At 58.6% G+C, this 16,106-nt stretch carries 7 protein-coding genes; 2 read left to right on the top strand and 5 right to left on the bottom strand.

The features are described from left to right. Nucleotides 1-42 precede the first annotated feature (42 nt). Nucleotides 43-8,907, bottom strand: a complete 8,865-nt coding sequence (locus IEN85_RS10030) for a rhamnogalacturonan lyase family protein (protein ID WP_191616964.1) — start codon at nt 8,905-8,907, stop codon at nt 43-45. A 262-nt stretch (nt 8,908-9,169) separates the two neighbouring features. Between IEN85_RS10030 and IEN85_RS10025 the strand changes: the two genes are divergently transcribed. Then, complete coding sequence (locus IEN85_RS10025; protein ID WP_191616963.1) at nt 9,170-9,673, top strand: hypothetical protein; 504 nt, start codon at nt 9,170-9,172, stop codon at nt 9,671-9,673. A 247-nt stretch (nt 9,674-9,920) separates the two neighbouring features. Here IEN85_RS10025 and IEN85_RS10020 read toward each other — a convergent pair whose 3' ends face one another. Then, nucleotides 9,921-11,945, bottom strand: coding sequence for a TonB-dependent receptor (locus tag IEN85_RS10020; RefSeq protein ID WP_191616962.1), 2,025 nt, complete (start codon nt 11,943-11,945; stop codon nt 9,921-9,923). A gap of 125 nt (nt 11,946-12,070) precedes the next feature. Beyond that, entirely contained in the window at nt 12,071-12,976 is a 906-nt protein-coding gene (gene fabD / locus IEN85_RS10015; RefSeq protein ID WP_191616961.1) for an ACP S-malonyltransferase, read from the bottom strand. 80 nt (nt 12,977-13,056) lie between these two features. Here fabD and IEN85_RS24770 point away from each other — a divergent pair, with 80 nt between their 5' ends. Further along, nucleotides 13,057-13,626, top strand: a complete 570-nt coding sequence (locus IEN85_RS24770) for an REP-associated tyrosine transposase (RefSeq protein ID WP_191616979.1) — start codon at nt 13,057-13,059, stop codon at nt 13,624-13,626. Between the two features lie 96 nt (nt 13,627-13,722). Here the strand turns inward: IEN85_RS24770 and IEN85_RS10005 are convergent, their stop codons facing one another. Continuing rightward, nucleotides 13,723-15,279, bottom strand: coding sequence for a sigma-54-dependent transcriptional regulator (locus tag IEN85_RS10005; RefSeq protein WP_224772555.1), 1,557 nt, complete (start codon nt 15,277-15,279; stop codon nt 13,723-13,725). A 250-nt stretch (nt 15,280-15,529) separates the two neighbouring features. Further along, a partial coding sequence (locus tag IEN85_RS10000; protein ID WP_224772554.1) for a M50 family metallopeptidase occupies nt 15,530-16,106 on the bottom strand: 577 nt, incomplete at its 5' end.

Here is a 16,106-nt window from a genome sequence, read left to right as displayed (position 1 = left end):
CTCCCCGCTCAGGGGCAGTCCCAATCATTTTCTCGCAAGCAATCATTCTACGATCGACAGCGTCCAGCGCTGGAAGTCGCTCCCCGCGTCCGCCGTCCAACCGACATTGGCCCCGTCGTCGAGGCTGTCGCCGTCAACCGACAACACGCTTCCGACTCTTGAGCGCGATTCGAAACGGTAGGCCCCTCCCTCGAGGACGATCGTCCAATTCTGGTTGGGGTTTGTGGGGCTCGCAACGTAGGTCCCCACTTGGTTGCCGTTGTAGGTATCCAAATTTTCCGAGTTCGCCACCGAGGTGACTGTCCAGTAACCGTCTTCGAGCTTGCTTAGGACAAAGGTCTGGTTAGCGGCCCCGGACTCCGCGCCTTGAGTGACCTCGCGCCCGGAGGCGTTCTGCAGCTGAAGCCCGCTTCCAAGGTTCGCAATGGTGTAGGTTTCGCCGGGAAGGATACCCGTCGCCGCATCCGGCTCAACCGGAGCTGACTCGCCGAAAACCGCGTGGAAGCTGAGCGGCTCGGCGCCCATCGTGAAGATCATAAGGGCATCGGTGGACACCACCGCGCCGCTCGCATCTTCCCAATGAACCAACTCGTATCCATCGGCGGGCAAGGCCTTGACGGTAACGTTCGTACCCTCGGGGTAGCTCGCGGTGCGCGTGACGATTCCCATGGAGGCGTCGTTGCTGCTCACCGCCACTTCGTAAGATGGCTCGATCCATTCGATCAAGGCGCTCACATTCGGATCCGTATCGAGAGATTCGATACCTTCGACCACCAGTCGCGCCATCTCGATGGCTCCCATTTCCTGGAAATGAACGTCATCGGCCTTGGCGCCGATCGGGTATTCGTCCGCACCTAGGTTCATGTACATGAAGGGGCCCGTGTAGTCTGGTCCCAGCGACTCCATGAGAATGCCCGCCTCGAGGTCGAGATCGATCAAGGGCAATCCGAGTTCTCCCGCTAGCTCCCGAGTCATCACTGGATGCTCGTGGTAGGAATCATACAGCGTGGTCGGGTCTCCCCCGTTCCACTCTCCATTCCACGCATTGCGCCGTACTGTAGAAACCAATACAGGGATCGCTCCCGCTGCTTGCGTTTCCGCAGCGAACAGAGTCAGGAACTCCTTGAATTCCTCCCCCGTGGTATTTCGCTCCTCGTCAGCCGCCCGGTCGTTGATGCCAAAGCCAATCAGGACGAAGTCTCCCTCTTTCAACTCGTCGCGCACCGTCGCCCAATGGTTGTTGTAGAAGCTGCGCGAGCTCGTGCCGCCGATCGCCCGGTTCTTCACTTCCACCTCAGGGTCGAAGAAACCGCCGAGGACCTGCCCCCATCCGGTTTGCGGGTAGTAGCCGGCGCTGTAATTCGCGACCGTGGAGTCGCCAATCGTGTAGATGGTATGGGCCTTGGGTTCCGCAACGCCCGGAGCCACGATCAGCCATTGCTGGAGCGGATCTGCGACGTAGGCAGCGGGAGCGACATTGGCGCCGTCCGCAGTCGACGAGACGCTGGCTACGATGGACGCATCGCTATCGACCGGCGACAGCGTGTACTTGCCCGCTTCCACCTCGACGATTCTCCAACGTTGGTTCGGCTTGGACGCGTTGAAGGTCCAAGTGCCGATGTTGCCATCGTTGATATAGTGGTCCAATCCTTCGGAGGTGCCTTTCAGGATAATGCTGTATTCCCCTTCGGAGAGTTCCTCAACGACCCACTGTTGCGAATCGGCAAACAGGTTGTCGCCCTGCGTGACCGCGCGACTCGTAGACTGCAGCGCCTTGCCGCTGCCGACGTTGACGAACTGGTAAGTACGGCCGTTTCCGATATCTGGATCGAGCACCAGCTCCACCTGGTCTATGTCAACGGGTTCGCTGTATCCAAGTCGCACGACATGAGGCCCAGCGGCCAATTCCAGCTCAAGCGTTTCATCCTGGCCGACTGGAGTAACGAGCGCCGATTCGAAACCGCTTGTCAGCGGCATTTCCCAGAGGTACTGGTCCGCAGGCCCTCCGTCTACGGAGACGTAGACCGAATTGCGGTTCTCATCGAGCGCTCGGTAAGTGACCGATAGGTTGTAGGTTTCGGCCTCTTCCACGTTGAAACGGAATTCCAAGTAGTTCGATTCAGGCCCACTTCCACTGCTTGCCGCGACCAGCGCCCAGCGCTGGTAATCGCTGCCGCCGTCGGCCGTACGGTAGACATTCGATCCATCAGCATCCATCGGCTCTTCCACCGACAACACGTTGGAACTGCTCCGGGCGCTCACGATGTAGGCGCCACCGTCCTCCACGAATCCCCACTGTTGGTTGGAGGCCCCGCCGAAAGTCCAAGTCCCCACATTGGTCGATCCGCCGCGGTACTCGTCCAGCGCCTCGCCCGTCTCCACGGAAATGACACTGTAGTATCCGTCAGCGTTCTCGGTGAGTATCCACTTTTGAGCGGCCGAACCATCGACAACCGCTTGGGAGACAGCCCGACCATTCGCTTCGACCGCGTGTCCGCTGCCCAAGTTTACGATCTGGTAGGCAACGCCCGACTGGATGCCCGTGGCCTCCGGGTCATGGAACGCCATGAACTGACCGCCGCTGGCGCCAGCATCGTCCACCACCGTAATCAAACCAACAGCTACGGCTCCTTCCGCCTCTTGGGAAGATTCACCCCCGCTTGCGAACAGGACCGAGATTTCAACCGGTTCGGAAGTGGCGCTGGCCCCTTGGTCGTCGGTGGCAATCGCCACGAGGCTGTGATTGCCACTTTCAGCACCGTCCCAGATTAATGAATACGGAGCCACGCTCGCTTCTCCGATCTTGGAGCCGTTCACGTAGTACTCCACGCGAGCAACCTCCCCATCGGCGTCGGCCGCGGTCGCTGAGAGCTCGATTGACTCGCCAGCCGCAAAAACATGCCCCGCAGTGGGTTGGTTGATGGCAACCTCAGGGGCGAAGTTCGCAGGTCGCTCGCGATCGAGCTTCAGCTCGACAAGATCAAGCTGCAGGTTTTCACGGTAGCTGAAACGAACCACATGGGCGCCGGCTTCCAAAAGGACTTCGACCGGATCTTCGCCGCGACGATTCTTCACGTAGTCTTCGATGAAGGCAGACGAACGGGCCGTATCCCAAGTGTGCTCTGTCGCGGTATCTCCATCGATGGTCACGAACATGGAATCATGCGTACCATCAATCGCTCGTACGAGGGTGCGGATGTGGTAGAAGCCAGCGACTTCCACGTTGAAGCGGAACTCGACCCAATCCTGACCAGATCCACCAATCGCATCGACCGCTTTTCCGCCGCTGGCTGCTTCATCGTCAATCACGACGAAGTTTCCGCTAAGGATGCCGTCTTCCGCCTCTTGGATCAAAGAACCGCCCTCCGAGAAGAGCACGCCTACCGCTCGCTCCACTAGGCTGGACGCTTCGCCAAAGTTGTCTACGGCCTGAACGGCTACGGTGCGAGGTCCCGCTTCCAGGTTGTCCCAATTCATTGAATACGGAGCTTCACTATCCGACCCGAGCAACTCGCCGTCCGCGTAGAAGTCGACACGTAGGATCGAGCCATCCGGATCGCTGGCCAAGGCCTCGATAATCAAGCTCTCCCCTTCCACGAATACCTCACCCGTGGACGGCCTAGAGATCGCGACCGTTGGCACCTCGTTGAGAATATCGATGCTGACGGAGTAAGGCTCGGACTCTCCGCGGGCGCCGTGGTTGTCGATGGCTTCCGCCCAGACATCGTAGGTACCGCCTTCCACGATCCAGTCGAAGGTATAAGGAGCTTCCGTAGCTTCCCCGATCTTGATGCGCGTATCGCGGGCGAAGTACTCGACTTTCACGATTTCCCCGTCCGGGTCACTCGCTTCCGCAGTGAAAGTCATCAGGTCTCCCAGCTTCCAACCTGCGGTCGCGTTTACTCCTGCAGGAAGCTTCACGCCTGGAGCCGGTGGACCAACTGGAGTCTCGTCGTTGAAGTAAGCGATAAACGACGCTGCCTCGGGACCCATCTCAAACGTGTGGATGTTCTCTTCCGTAACTGGATTGTTTTGGCCGTCTTTCCAACTGACGAAACTTTGCCCTTCGGCAGCCAGCGCTTTCAAAGTCACTTGCACGCCTTCCGGAAGCTCCGTGCTCAGCGAAACGCGACCGAGAGAAGGATCGTTGGCCTTGATCGAGATCGGATACTGGGCGGTCAAAGCGTCGGCAAGGACGCCCGCGACTGGATCAGCTTGCAGCTCGCGAAGCCCCTCGGCGATCATCTTGGCCATGAGCAAGGCGCCCATCTCCTGGAAGTGGGTCCCGTCGCCGCTACCGTTCGGGAAGTTCGGGTATTCACCCGCTACATACGTGTTGAAGTAGAAACGGCCTGCGGTGTCGTAATCAAGCGCGCTGAAGAAGGCATGCGACTTGGCATTGAGATCCACCAGGGGAACCCCAAGTTCGGCCGCCACTTCTTTCATCGAGCCTGCATAGTCGTTTCCTGACTCGGTGAATACGTTACGCATGGCCCCATTTCTCCAGGCGTTCATCACCATGGGAGTCACGAGGATGGGCTCCACTCCGAGCGCCCTCGCCTCGTTGACGTACTGGGCGAGGTAAACCTTGTAGTCTTCAGGTGGCGTGTAGCGCTCTTCCTTCGACCAGTCCCGGTCGTTGTGGCCAAACTGGACCATCAGGTAATCGCCCGGGGAAAGCTCTGCCTTTACGTTGTCCCAGAGGCCTTCTTCGATGTAGCTGCGCGAGCTGCGTCCCCCGCGGGCTCGATTGACTACCTCGAATTCGCCATCGAACAGAAAGGCTTGCAACTCTTGCCCCCAGCCTCGCTGCGGATAGGAACTGCTACCGTAGGAGGCCACCGTGGAATCGCCCACGAGGAACAGGGTCGCGGGATCCTGTTCAAGATCGGTCGGCGTCAAAAGCGTAACCTCCGGGATATCGTTAGGAGTGATTCCCGAAAGCACGATTTCGTCGACGTTCCCAAGGTCGTTTCCGATGGAGGCAATCCGGATAGTGTTTTGCGGACCTGCCAACAAGCTGACGCTCAACTCAATCGTGTCGTAATTGGTCCAGCCTCCCGTCGATGGGAAGTCGATGGGCGATTCAACGCCATTGATGGTGAGAGTGCCTACGCGAGAGCCGGAAGCTCCCAGAGCATAGCGAACTCGCATTGTAATGGTTCCGCCAATACCGCCGTCGATATCGCGGAATTCGAGAATTCCGTCAGCGCTTGGGAAATTGTAGAAACCGGTTCCGTTGTAGCCGAGGTTGTTCGTTTCCAGTGAAACGTTTTCCGCATAAGCGTTTTCCGCGTGGTAGGTGCGATCCGCTTCGCTTTGCAAGCCAAGCACCGCGATCTCATCGATATTGGCAAGATCCTCTCCGGTCGAGCGAATCTCGATCGTGTTCGACTCCATTGCGTCGAACGGGAACGGCAGATCCATCGTCGCGTAGGTCGTCCAACTACCTGTAGGTGGAAACTCGATACTCTGAGTCATGCCGTTGACGGTCAGGCTACCCGTACGAGACGCAGCCGCTCCGAGCACGTAACGGATACGCAAGATCGCCATGCTGCCCGAACCGCCATCTACGTTTTCAAACAGGATGGAACCTCCATCCGTCGGCGAGTTCACGTATCCCGTTCCATTGAAACCGTCGTTCGAGGATTCCGCAACAGAGTCGCCGCTTAGCGTCGCGTCTTCCGCTTGATAAACAACGCTGTAGCCAGCTGGGTTCACAATCAGCTCCACAGGCTGGGATTGGGTGGAGGCGCCGCGGTTATCGGTCGCCACTGCGAAGAAGGAGTACGGTCCCTCCACCTCGCTCGACCAGTCGACCGCATAGGGTGCTTCCGTGTCGCTCCCGAGAAGGGTTTCGCCTTCGAAGAAGTCTACCGCGGCAATGCTACCCACCCCATCGTCAGCCTCAGCTGTGATCGTCACCACCTCGCCAGACGGCAGGTAAGCGCCATCGCTCGGGAAACTGATCGAGACGCTGGGCGGATTGTTCACCAATACCACGGCTTCGGCTGATTCAGCTGTCGCGCCCAAGTCGTCCGTAGCGGTAGCTTTCAAAGCGTACAGCCCTTCGCCAACGTCATTCCAGACGAGTTGATAAGGCGCTTCGCTGACGCTGCCTAGAGACAGCTCGCCGGCAAAGAATTCGACCGAGGCAATCTCACCTCCGATGTCCTGAGCCTCCACCCGAATCTGGATATCGACCCCTTCGGCAAATGTCATGCCGTCCGCGGGAGCGATCAGTTGCAGCTCTGGGTCTTGATTGCGAACGATCCCCGCCACCGTGAGCTCGTCAACCATAGTCTGACCACCGCGAGCTTGCAGACGGACTGTATTCACAGCCCCACTATTCAGAGGTACCTTTACTTCAAACGTCGCCCACTCCGTCCAAGAACCGGTGGAAGGGAGCTGAATCATCTGCCGCACGCCGTTCACCGTCAAGAAACAGGGATTCATGCCGGGGCGGCCCGCGCTGTAACGGATTCTAAGCGTTTTCTCCCCAGCGAGCAGCCCGCCATCCAGGTTAGTGAACTCGATGAAGTGCCATGGGCGGCTGAACGCTAAGTATCCATCTCCTCGATACCCTTCTAGGCTCGACTGCAACGGGGTCCACCCCATCGAGGCCGTTGCTTCGTCATGCGTCTCCGTATGACCCACTGTCACAGTGACAGGTAGCGAAATCGATTGAGCGCCATCGTCGTCAGTAGCGACGGCTCGCAACAGATAAGAGCCACCACTGGCAGCATCCCACAATGCGGTGTAAGGATCGCTGAGATCCATTCCGAGGAAACTGTTGTTTTGGAAGAAGTCCACTTGCTCCACCACGCCATCGGCATCGCTCGCTTCAGCGACCAGGGAAGCGACTTCTCCCTCTTCGAACACCGCGCCTTCGCTGGGCGAAACCATGCTGACGAAGGGAGCTTGGTTGCTGCTGGCGAAATAGTAGTCGGGTTTCGGAGGTGTCGCCATCCCATGCCCCACGAAGAAGCTTGGGTGCGGCGGCTGGTTGTAAGCGACGTTCTGCCAGCTGATGGCAATGCGATACTGCCGGTCGTGCATGAGCGTCGTCATGCGGCTGACGGCAGGAATGACCGTGCTGTAAATGCGTAGCTCAGAGCTATCGGTCGAACGCCAGATTACCTCTTCGCGCCAGTCCCCATAAATGTCAGCGCTCAAAGCCGGAGTCGCCTTCGTGCCATTGTTGGAAGCGATGCCCGTGTCCGTGAACATCAATTCGCGCTGTCCGAGATCCCAATTCCACTTGTCGATCCGAGTCCCGTCCAAAAGCTCGCGAAGAGGATCCGCATCCCACCATACGAGAAAATTCATGGAAGGGAGCCCATTGGTCTCAATCGACTGGCCGGCGATGCTATGCATGCCGCCCCGCGACGCCCAGGTCTCGTATCCACGGTAGCGGGGGTCGATGTCCGCAGCAGCGCCACGTCCGACATCCGAACCTTCGCCCGAAACCCCAAAGATAACCTCGCCCGTGCCCGCGTCGTGCAGCTCGGATCCGTACTCGCCGTAGCTTGAGGGCGACTCATGAGGCATCCAAACCTCCAAACCAGGGCGATCTGGATCCATGTCTGAAAGATGCAAGGCATCACCATGACCAATGCCTGTGCTATAAAGTCCAGTACCGTCGTCGTCGATCGCGCAGGCGCCGTAGACGATCTCGTCCCGACCGTCACCATCGACGTCGCCCACCGTCAAACTGTGGGCGCCTTGACCACGATATGCGTCGTTCTCTGGATTGTTGTAGGTGTCGAAAACCCAACGCTTGGTGAGCGCCCCATCGCGCCAATCATAAGCGGCCAAAACGGTACGGCCCGGAACCCCGTTTCTGCCCGTGTAGTATCCACGACACATTACAAGGCTAGGACGCTCCCCATCGAGGTAAGCCACCGTACCCAAGAAACGGTCGATACGGTTTCCGTATCCGTCTCCCCAGATCGCTTCCGTTTCCGCAGGACTCGGGAAGAAGGTGCCCGGTACACGCTGGGGCTCGTAGAGCGTAGACGAAAGCTCCAGGCCCGTGCGGCCGTCGTAGACCGTCAAGAATTCAGGCCCATCCAAGATGTATCCGCTGGAATTGCGACGGTCAGCGGTGTGGTCTATCGGAGGAACTTCTCCAAACCAATTCTCGGGAGCAGCTACAAATGCGCCGCTCGCATCCTTGGACCCTTCCGCGGTGCGGCAAGCGAGCTCCGCGATCCCGTCTCCATCGAGATCATACACGATGAACTGGGTGTAGTGGGAACCCGAGCGGATGTTGACGCCCAGATCGATTCTCCAAAGCAACTCTCCTTCCAAGGTGTAAGCGTCGAGCAAACAATTGCCCGTATGCCCCGACTGGGCATTGTCCTTCGCATTGGAAGGGTACCACTTGACGACGATTTCGTAGCGGCCGTCTCCGTCGAGATCGCCCACCGAAAGGTCGTTCGCGGAATAGCTGTAATTGACTCCATCCGGCGTAGTTCCCCCTTCCGGAATCTGAAGCGGCAAGCTGAGGTACTGTTGGACCGGAGCGTTCGCCGCTATCTCGAAAGAGCGACTCGCTGCCAGTTCCACACCGTCAACCACAGTTCGCACAAAGTAGGTGTTGTCTACGGCGAGATCCGCAGCGCTGTCCATGTAGTCCGTAGTTGCATACAACGGAGACCCATTGAGTCGAACCGCCGGTTCCCCACCGGAGGAGCGATACACGTTAAAGCCGACCGTCTCCGGGTCGCTGACTAGCAAGCGCCAGGAAACGTAGATCTGGGATTCGTTGGCCTTCACGGCCACTACTCCCCGGTCAAGATACTCCAACTGGTGCGGCTGGGCGTATGTTTGGGCAATCAAGATAGCCGAAAATGCAGTCAAAGCAGTAGCTATCCCACGGATCAATCGCGGCGTTCTAAACATAGGGCTAGGTATAAAACTAAGAGGCTCTAGCGTAGTGCTAGAATGTATACAGGTACGAAAAACAGGGTCTTTGCAGACTCAAGGGGATGAAAGTTTTGCGGGTATGAGCAACCGCTCGGAGCGGCAGCATGTCGATTGGCACACACACCGCTTGAAAACTCCAATCCAGCTGATTCAGACAGTCAAAATTCTGTCAATTTGCCTCTATAACGCCTTAAAGTAAGAGTGGTCACGTACCCCGCTTCGACGTATCCCAAAACCAATGACACGCTTTTTTCTCCTCAGTTTATCTCTGCTCTTTTGCTGCAGCGCTTTCAGCCACGACACCTTCGAGATCACCCTTGAGATTCAAGTCCGCAGGAACCGAATCGACGCAGAACTGGAAATGTCACGCTCTACCGCCGTGGCTTCCACCGATCCTCGGCCTTCCAACGGCGTTCTCTTCGAACCCTCCGCGTTTCCAGAATGGAAAAGCAAATTTCTAGAGGCGGCGCCAGAGCTTATCCAAATTCTAAATACAGAAGGTGAGATGCTTATCCAGACCCTGGATACTCGACTCGGCAGGGAAGACGACGTCGTGATCAACTACACCTTCGAGCGAAATAGAGAGGACCCGTCCGCTCTCACTCTCGCGGCCCCCATCCTGAATCGCTTTCCGCCCGACGGCTACGGGGTGCGCGTCACCTATCGCGACGCCTCCGGCCGCTGGCATCCGCCCTTCATGATCTTCGTCGACAAGACAACCGTTCCGCTTCCGACCAGCTAATCGCTTGGACGAAGCGAAATCGCGGCACCAGGCCATTTCCGCAATGGTCTGTCTTTGAATTAACCCAAAGCTGGCAGGACCCCATTTTTCGAAGAACAAAACGACCCAAAGCAGTGGAATGACTGTTTACCTGTAGGGCCGTCGCTCGCGACGTGCCGCAAATCCCTAATCGAATATCCTGCCTTGCGGCGTGGCGCGAGCGCCAGCCCTGCGCTCAAAAGCGTCTCCCCGCAAAAGGGTGATGAAGCTAAAAAAGACGCCTCAGCGTAAGCTGCAAGCGACGCGGCTTCATCACGTGGGAATGAATGTCCGCTACTCCTCCGCTCGGTTCGCCCGGCAAGCGCGATTCGTAGTAGTAGCTGATATCGGGATCCCGCGAATCGAACAGATTCGAAAGCTGCGCCGTCCACTCCCAATCCGACAAGCGTCCCGCAACTTGCAAGGAAACCGTTTCCGAGGATTCCGAAAACACGGATCCCGCTTCATCCAAAGGACGGCCTCCGAAGTAGCGATAGCGCAGGGAAACATCGTAGTCCTCGCCAAAACGGTAAACCGCTCCCAAGCCCAGCTTCTCCTCCACCACTCCAGGAATGAAGGCCTCGCCAGCCGCCGCGTCCCGGTAGCGGGCATCGCTCCAGGTGTAGTCCAAGTCCATGCTTAGGTTCCCGCTCAGGGCAGCGTAAACAGCCACATCCACTCCGTTCCGCTCGCTGGCGCCTGAAATCTCGTTGGTACCGGCATCCCCAACATAGAGCAGCTCCGAGTCGAGGTCCAAGTCCCACACCGCCAGCGACGCGTTCAGCTTGCCGGGAATCTGGTAACGCAGACCTAGCTCGCTCCCTTGCGAGCCCGCCAAGGGATCGGCCCCATCCACCATGCCGCGAACGTCGTTGCTGTGAAAGGCTTCGCCAAAGCTCGCGTACCATTCAAAGGCGTCGTTCTGCGTGAAAATCAAGTTCGCCTTCGGGCTTACGATATCGTCGCCCGCCTTACGGGAAGCGAGCCCTCCGATGGCTTGCACCTCGCCGTCAACCCTATCCCAACGCATCCCGACCTGGCTCCTCAAGCGGGCAGTCCAATCGAGGGTCGCCTCGTAGGCTAGGGCCGTCGAAACCACGCTGGCCGCATCTTCGCGTACCGCTTCCAACCGACTCCGTTCCCGCGTCTTGTAAAGCCCCAGCTTGTCGATCTCGTCCCACCGGCCTTGCAAAATCACGGTATGGTTCACCTGCTTTCCCCAGAGCTCTTGGTAATAAAAAACCTTGCCCAGACTCAAGCCATAGGTCTGCCGCCGGTCCGCCTGCTCGAACTGGTCGCCATCCTCTTCGTCGTCGAGGAAGTAGGTAAAGTTCGACCACAGGTTCATGTCGTAATGAATTCCGTAAGCCGTGGCAAAAGTTCGCACGTGTCCACGATCTCGCTTCCAATTGGCCGAGAGGCTGTAGCGGCTGGTCCTGCCGCCAACCGTTGGATCCACGAAACCGAAATCCGACAGACGCCCCGATTCAACTTCCCGCTCGGGGATCTGGTCGGTAGCCGTCCAGCTGGAATCGTAGCCCATGAAGGTCAGGGAAAACTTTTGATCGTAGTTACCTTTCGAATACCGAAAGAATCCGTTTCGCTTCCTGAGGTTTTCGTCCAGATCCCAAGGACCGTCGTTGTTCTCCAACTCGAGGCCAAACAGGCTATCGCCGCCGGCCAGCTCCCGGGAAACGCCCGACACGAAGCGTTGCTGCCCATATTCGCCAATACCCACTTCCGCAAAGTCCCGCTCCACCAAATCACGCAGTTGCAGGCTCGCCGAACCCGCCGAGGAAAAGTCGCCCACCATCGAATAGTAGGGGCCCTTCAAGTAGGAGACCATGGAAACCATCTCCGGGATGAGGAAGTTTAAGTCGGCGTAGCCCTGCCCGTGTCCGTGCGAGGCGATGTTCACCGGCATGCCGTCCACCGAAACCGCGAAATCCGTGCCGTGGTCGAGGTTGAAGCCTCTGAGGAAATACTGGTTGCCCTTGCCGGAACCGCTGTGCTGGGTGGCGACCATCCCGGGCACCGCCTCCAGCAGCCCCCCGCTCCCCTCGCCAAGGGAAAGCTGCAACTCGTCTGCTCCCACGAAGCCCTGCGACGCGCTCGACGCTTCGCCGTGCAAGGAGCTTTCCCGCCCCGCAACCTCGAAAGCGGGCAAGTAGACCGCGTCGTGAGCCCGTAGCCAAACGGCGGAAAAGCTTAGAAGAAATGAGTAGGCTAGAAATCGCTTAGGAGCCGGGTACATCGGAGGAAAGCCAAACGAAATCCCTCGCCCCGGCAAGCGCCGAAGCGTCTGACGGTCAGGATACAACTGCGTCCCGATGGCAGGGTCTGCTGCCGCAGCGGACCCCCTCTCCTAAGGAGACCTGCTTAAGCTTCCAAGTCGGCCCAAGTCTCGAAGGCCGCGTTCGCCCAATCCTTGTTGGTACGCTTGACTTGCCCCTTGAGCACTCCGCCCACGCCGAGTTCCCAGAAGAGGTCCACGCCGCCAGCAGCCGCGTTGACCAGGCAATCCTCCCAAAGCACGGAAGATACGACCTGCTTCACCAAAGCTTCGCGCAGATCGTTGGGCTCGGAAACTTCCTTGCCGGTCGTGTTCGTGAAAACCGTGAACTGCGGAGCCTTGAACTCAACCTCCGCCAAGTAGGCCGCAAAGCCTTCGCGAGCTGGCATCATCAAGCGGCTGTGGTAAGCGCCCGCCACGTCGAGCGGCATCACGCGGCGGAAACCGCGCTCCTTGCCTGCCTCGACCGCGGCCGCGATCTTGGAAGCTTCACCCGAAATTACGATCTGGCCAGGGCAATTGAGGTTGGCCATCTCCACGTCCATTTCCTCGCAAAACGCCGCAACCACGTCGCGCTCCACGCCGATGACAGCTGCCATGGACCCGTTGGTCGCCTCGCACGCCTCCTGCATCAGGCGAGCCCGCTCCGCCACGACCTTGAGGCCCGTCTCGAAATCGAAGACGCCCGCTGCCGTGTAAGCCGTCACTTCGCCAAGGCTCAAGCCCATGGCAACCTTTACGTCGCCCAGCTTGCCCTGGGCTTTCATGATCTCGTACACCGCATAGCCGTGCACGAAAAGAGCCACTTGGCAGACCTTGGTTTCCGTCAAAGCTTCCTGCGGACCTTCGAAGGAGAGATCCGTGATCTTCCAGCCGAGAATCTCGTCAGCCTTGTCGTAGAGAGCGCGAGCAATCTCGCTGTTCTCGTAAAGGTCCTTGCCCATGCCCACTTTCTGGGCGCCTTGTCCGGAAAACATCAACGCGGTCGTCATAAGGGCAACCTTGGCAATGGATTTATTCAGAGCTGACAACCAAAAAACACGCAGCCCGTCTGCAGCCAAGGTAGGGTCCGCTGTCCCAGCGGACCGCAACGCGCAAATCCGCAAACAACCCCAGCGGCTCGCTGGGACAGCGAGCCCGACCTTGGCGACAAGGCGCTTGCCAGGGCATCCCAATTCCGAGAGGAACAAAACGCCATGCCCCTGCCTCGCCGCAAAACGTTGAATCACGTTCCGCCCTCCTGGGTGAAAGACGGAGAGCTTTACTTTATCACGATCTGCCAACGAGACCGAGACAGCCCGGACTGACCGCCGGCGATCTCCCGCAACAATTGCTCGAAACCGTTCAATTCTACCACCGGCGCCACACTTGGCACTGCCGTCTCTTCCTGCTCATGCCCGACCACCTCCACGCCCTTATCGCATTCCCCAGTCGAGATTCGATGACAAAAACTATCGCAAATTGGAAACGGTACACAGCCCGCACTCTTTCGATCGACTGGCAGACCAACTTCTTCGACCACCGCATCCGCAACGATGAAAACTGGGAACTCAAGGCGCAGTATATCCGAGAAAATCCCGTCCGAGCTGGACTCGTCAAACACAGCCAAGACTGGCCCCACTTCATCGCGCCCGACAGGTAGGGTCCGCTGTCCCAGCGGACCGCAACACGCAAATCCGCAAACAACGCTCGCGGCTCGCTGGGACAGCGAGCCCTACCTTGGCGAGCCCTACCTTCCCTACTCGGCCGAATATTCGTCCAGACGCTTCTTCAGCGTATTGCGGGTGATGCCCAGAATTTCCGCCGCCCGGGCTTGGTTGCCTCCCGTTTCGGTGATGGCCCGCTGGATCATCTGACGTTCGATCAAAGTCAAAATCCGCATCTCCTGACGCTCGCGCAGCTCGTGGTAAAGCTTGTCGTAGATGGCGGGCAACGAGATCGGCATCGGCTCCGCCGCAGGGACTGCGGGAGCAGGCGCCGACGCTATCGGTTCCGCCCCTTTTTCTGCGAGAGGCTCCGGGCTATCGCTCCCTTCCGGAGACGATTCTGCGGGCGCCAATTCAGCTCTTACTGCCGCCGGCTCGACCGCTGGAGCAGCGGCCGCTACCGGGCCTTCCTCCGAAATGCCGCGGATGGTATCCGGCAGGTCCTTCATCAGGATCGCATCGCCCTGGGCAACGACCGCGCTGCGATACACCACGTTGCCGAGCTCCCGCACGTTGCCCGGCCAAGCGTAGGAAACCAAAGCGTTCAAGGCGTCGGGCGACACTCGCGTGACACGCGCCTTCCGCTCCTTGACGAGGTTTTGCAGCATGAAATCGACGATGTCAGGAATGTCTTCCTTGCGCTCCCGCAAGGCGGGGACGCGGATGCGAAAGACATTGAGGCGATAGTACAAGTCCTCGCGGAACTCCTTCTCCTTCACCATCTTTTCCAGATCCTTGTTGGTCGCAGCGATGACGCGCACGTCCACCTTGATGGTCTCCGTGCTACCCACTCGCTGGATTTCGCCCTCCTGCAAAACGCGTAAAATCTTGGTCTGGGTGGCCAAAGCCATGTCGCCGATCTCGTCCAGAAAGATGGTGCCCCGATCGCACTGCTCGAAGCGTCCGATGCGCTGCGTCGTCGCTCCCGTGAAGCTCCCCTTCTCGTGGCCGAAGAGCTCGCTCTCGATCAAATTATCCGGAATGGCGGCGCAATTGACCGCTACGAAGGGGCCGCCGGAACGCAGGCTGTGCTGGTTGATGCACTTGGCGATCAGCTCCTTACCGGTACCGCTTTCGCCGGTTACCAAGACCGTCGCGTCACTGGCTGCCACTTGGCCGATGACCTTGAAAACTTCCTGCATGGCAGGCGAATTGCCCACGATGCCTTCCTTGTAGTCGTCGTAGTTGACCTTCTTCTCGTATTTATTGGCGGACTTCATGTCCTTCGACGAGCTGATCGCCTTCTCCGCGATCTCGATCACCTTGTCTACGTCGAAAGGCTTCATGATGTAGTCGTAGGCCCCGAACTTCATCGCTTCGATTGCCGTCTGGGCCGTGCCGAATGCGGTCATCAAGACGATCTGCAAACTGGAACTGGCCGAACGCATGTGCTGCAAGGTCTCGATCCCCGAGATGCCCCCCATGCGCACGTCGCACATGATCAAGTCCGGCTTCAGTCCCGCTTTGATTTTCTCGATACCCTCCTCGCCGCTGCCGGCCGTTTCGATCTGGTACCCGCGACTGCCTAGGACGCGTCCTAGCGAGTAGCGGATCTCTTCGTCGTCATCCACGATTAAAATGGTGCTCATAGTCGTATCGTTCGGCATTCAGGGACCGTTTTCTGGTAAACCACCAATTGAGTGCAATCCCATAAATTTCGGTCAGCAATTTCCATACCCTCCCTTGAATGAGCTTAAAGCTGACAAGAATCCATTTCTCCACCGGATAAGGGCACCCCGAGGTAGGGTCCGCTGTCCCAGCGGACCGCAACTGGCAACCTCGCTCGCGGCTCGCTGGGACAGCGAGCCCTACCCAGCCCACCAAGAGCAAGCGCTTTCGCTAGCTCTGCTTATTTGTCAGCAAGCGCCACAGGTCCAAACCATCGCTGACCCAAAGCTCGCCTCCTTCTCCCTGCGGTCGGTACTCAATCGGCCAAACCGCTACGAGCCAGATCCGGAAATTGGCGATAGCCACCCCCAAGGCCACAATCCACATCCAGCTGCCCACTTGAGAGCTAAGCATCAAGTAAGCGAACCCCAGCACCGCCATCAAGCTCGCCAGGGGTCCGCCCAAAGCCACCGCAGCTTGAGCGGCCCGCGATTCCTTGCTGCGCTCGTAGCGCGTCGCCCCATAGCGCCAGCCTCGCGAGCGAAGGACTAGGGACAGCCTTCCCAGCTGCAGATGGCTTCGCCCGCCAGAGCCCCCCAGCTCCAGTTCCACCCGCTGACGCGTCGCCAACAGCGCCACCAAGGCATGCCCCAGCTCATGCAGAAGTACGCCCAGGGCCAGCCCGCCAAAGTAGCAGGCCAACAAACAAATGAACTTTCCTATCAACAACGCCATGGCAGATCCCCCAATAGGAACACGCCCGCAACGGATTGCCATCCATTTGTGGGAAGCGGCCTCGCGCCGCAAT

Origin of the sequence: Pelagicoccus enzymogenes (assembly GCF_014803405.1) — a bacterium.
In the GTDB taxonomy this organism is placed as follows: Bacteria; Verrucomicrobiota; Verrucomicrobiia; order Opitutales; family Opitutaceae; genus Pelagicoccus; species Pelagicoccus enzymogenes.
Note: the sequence above shows the minus strand (reverse complement) of the source record. Positions and strands in the feature narration are given on the sequence as shown.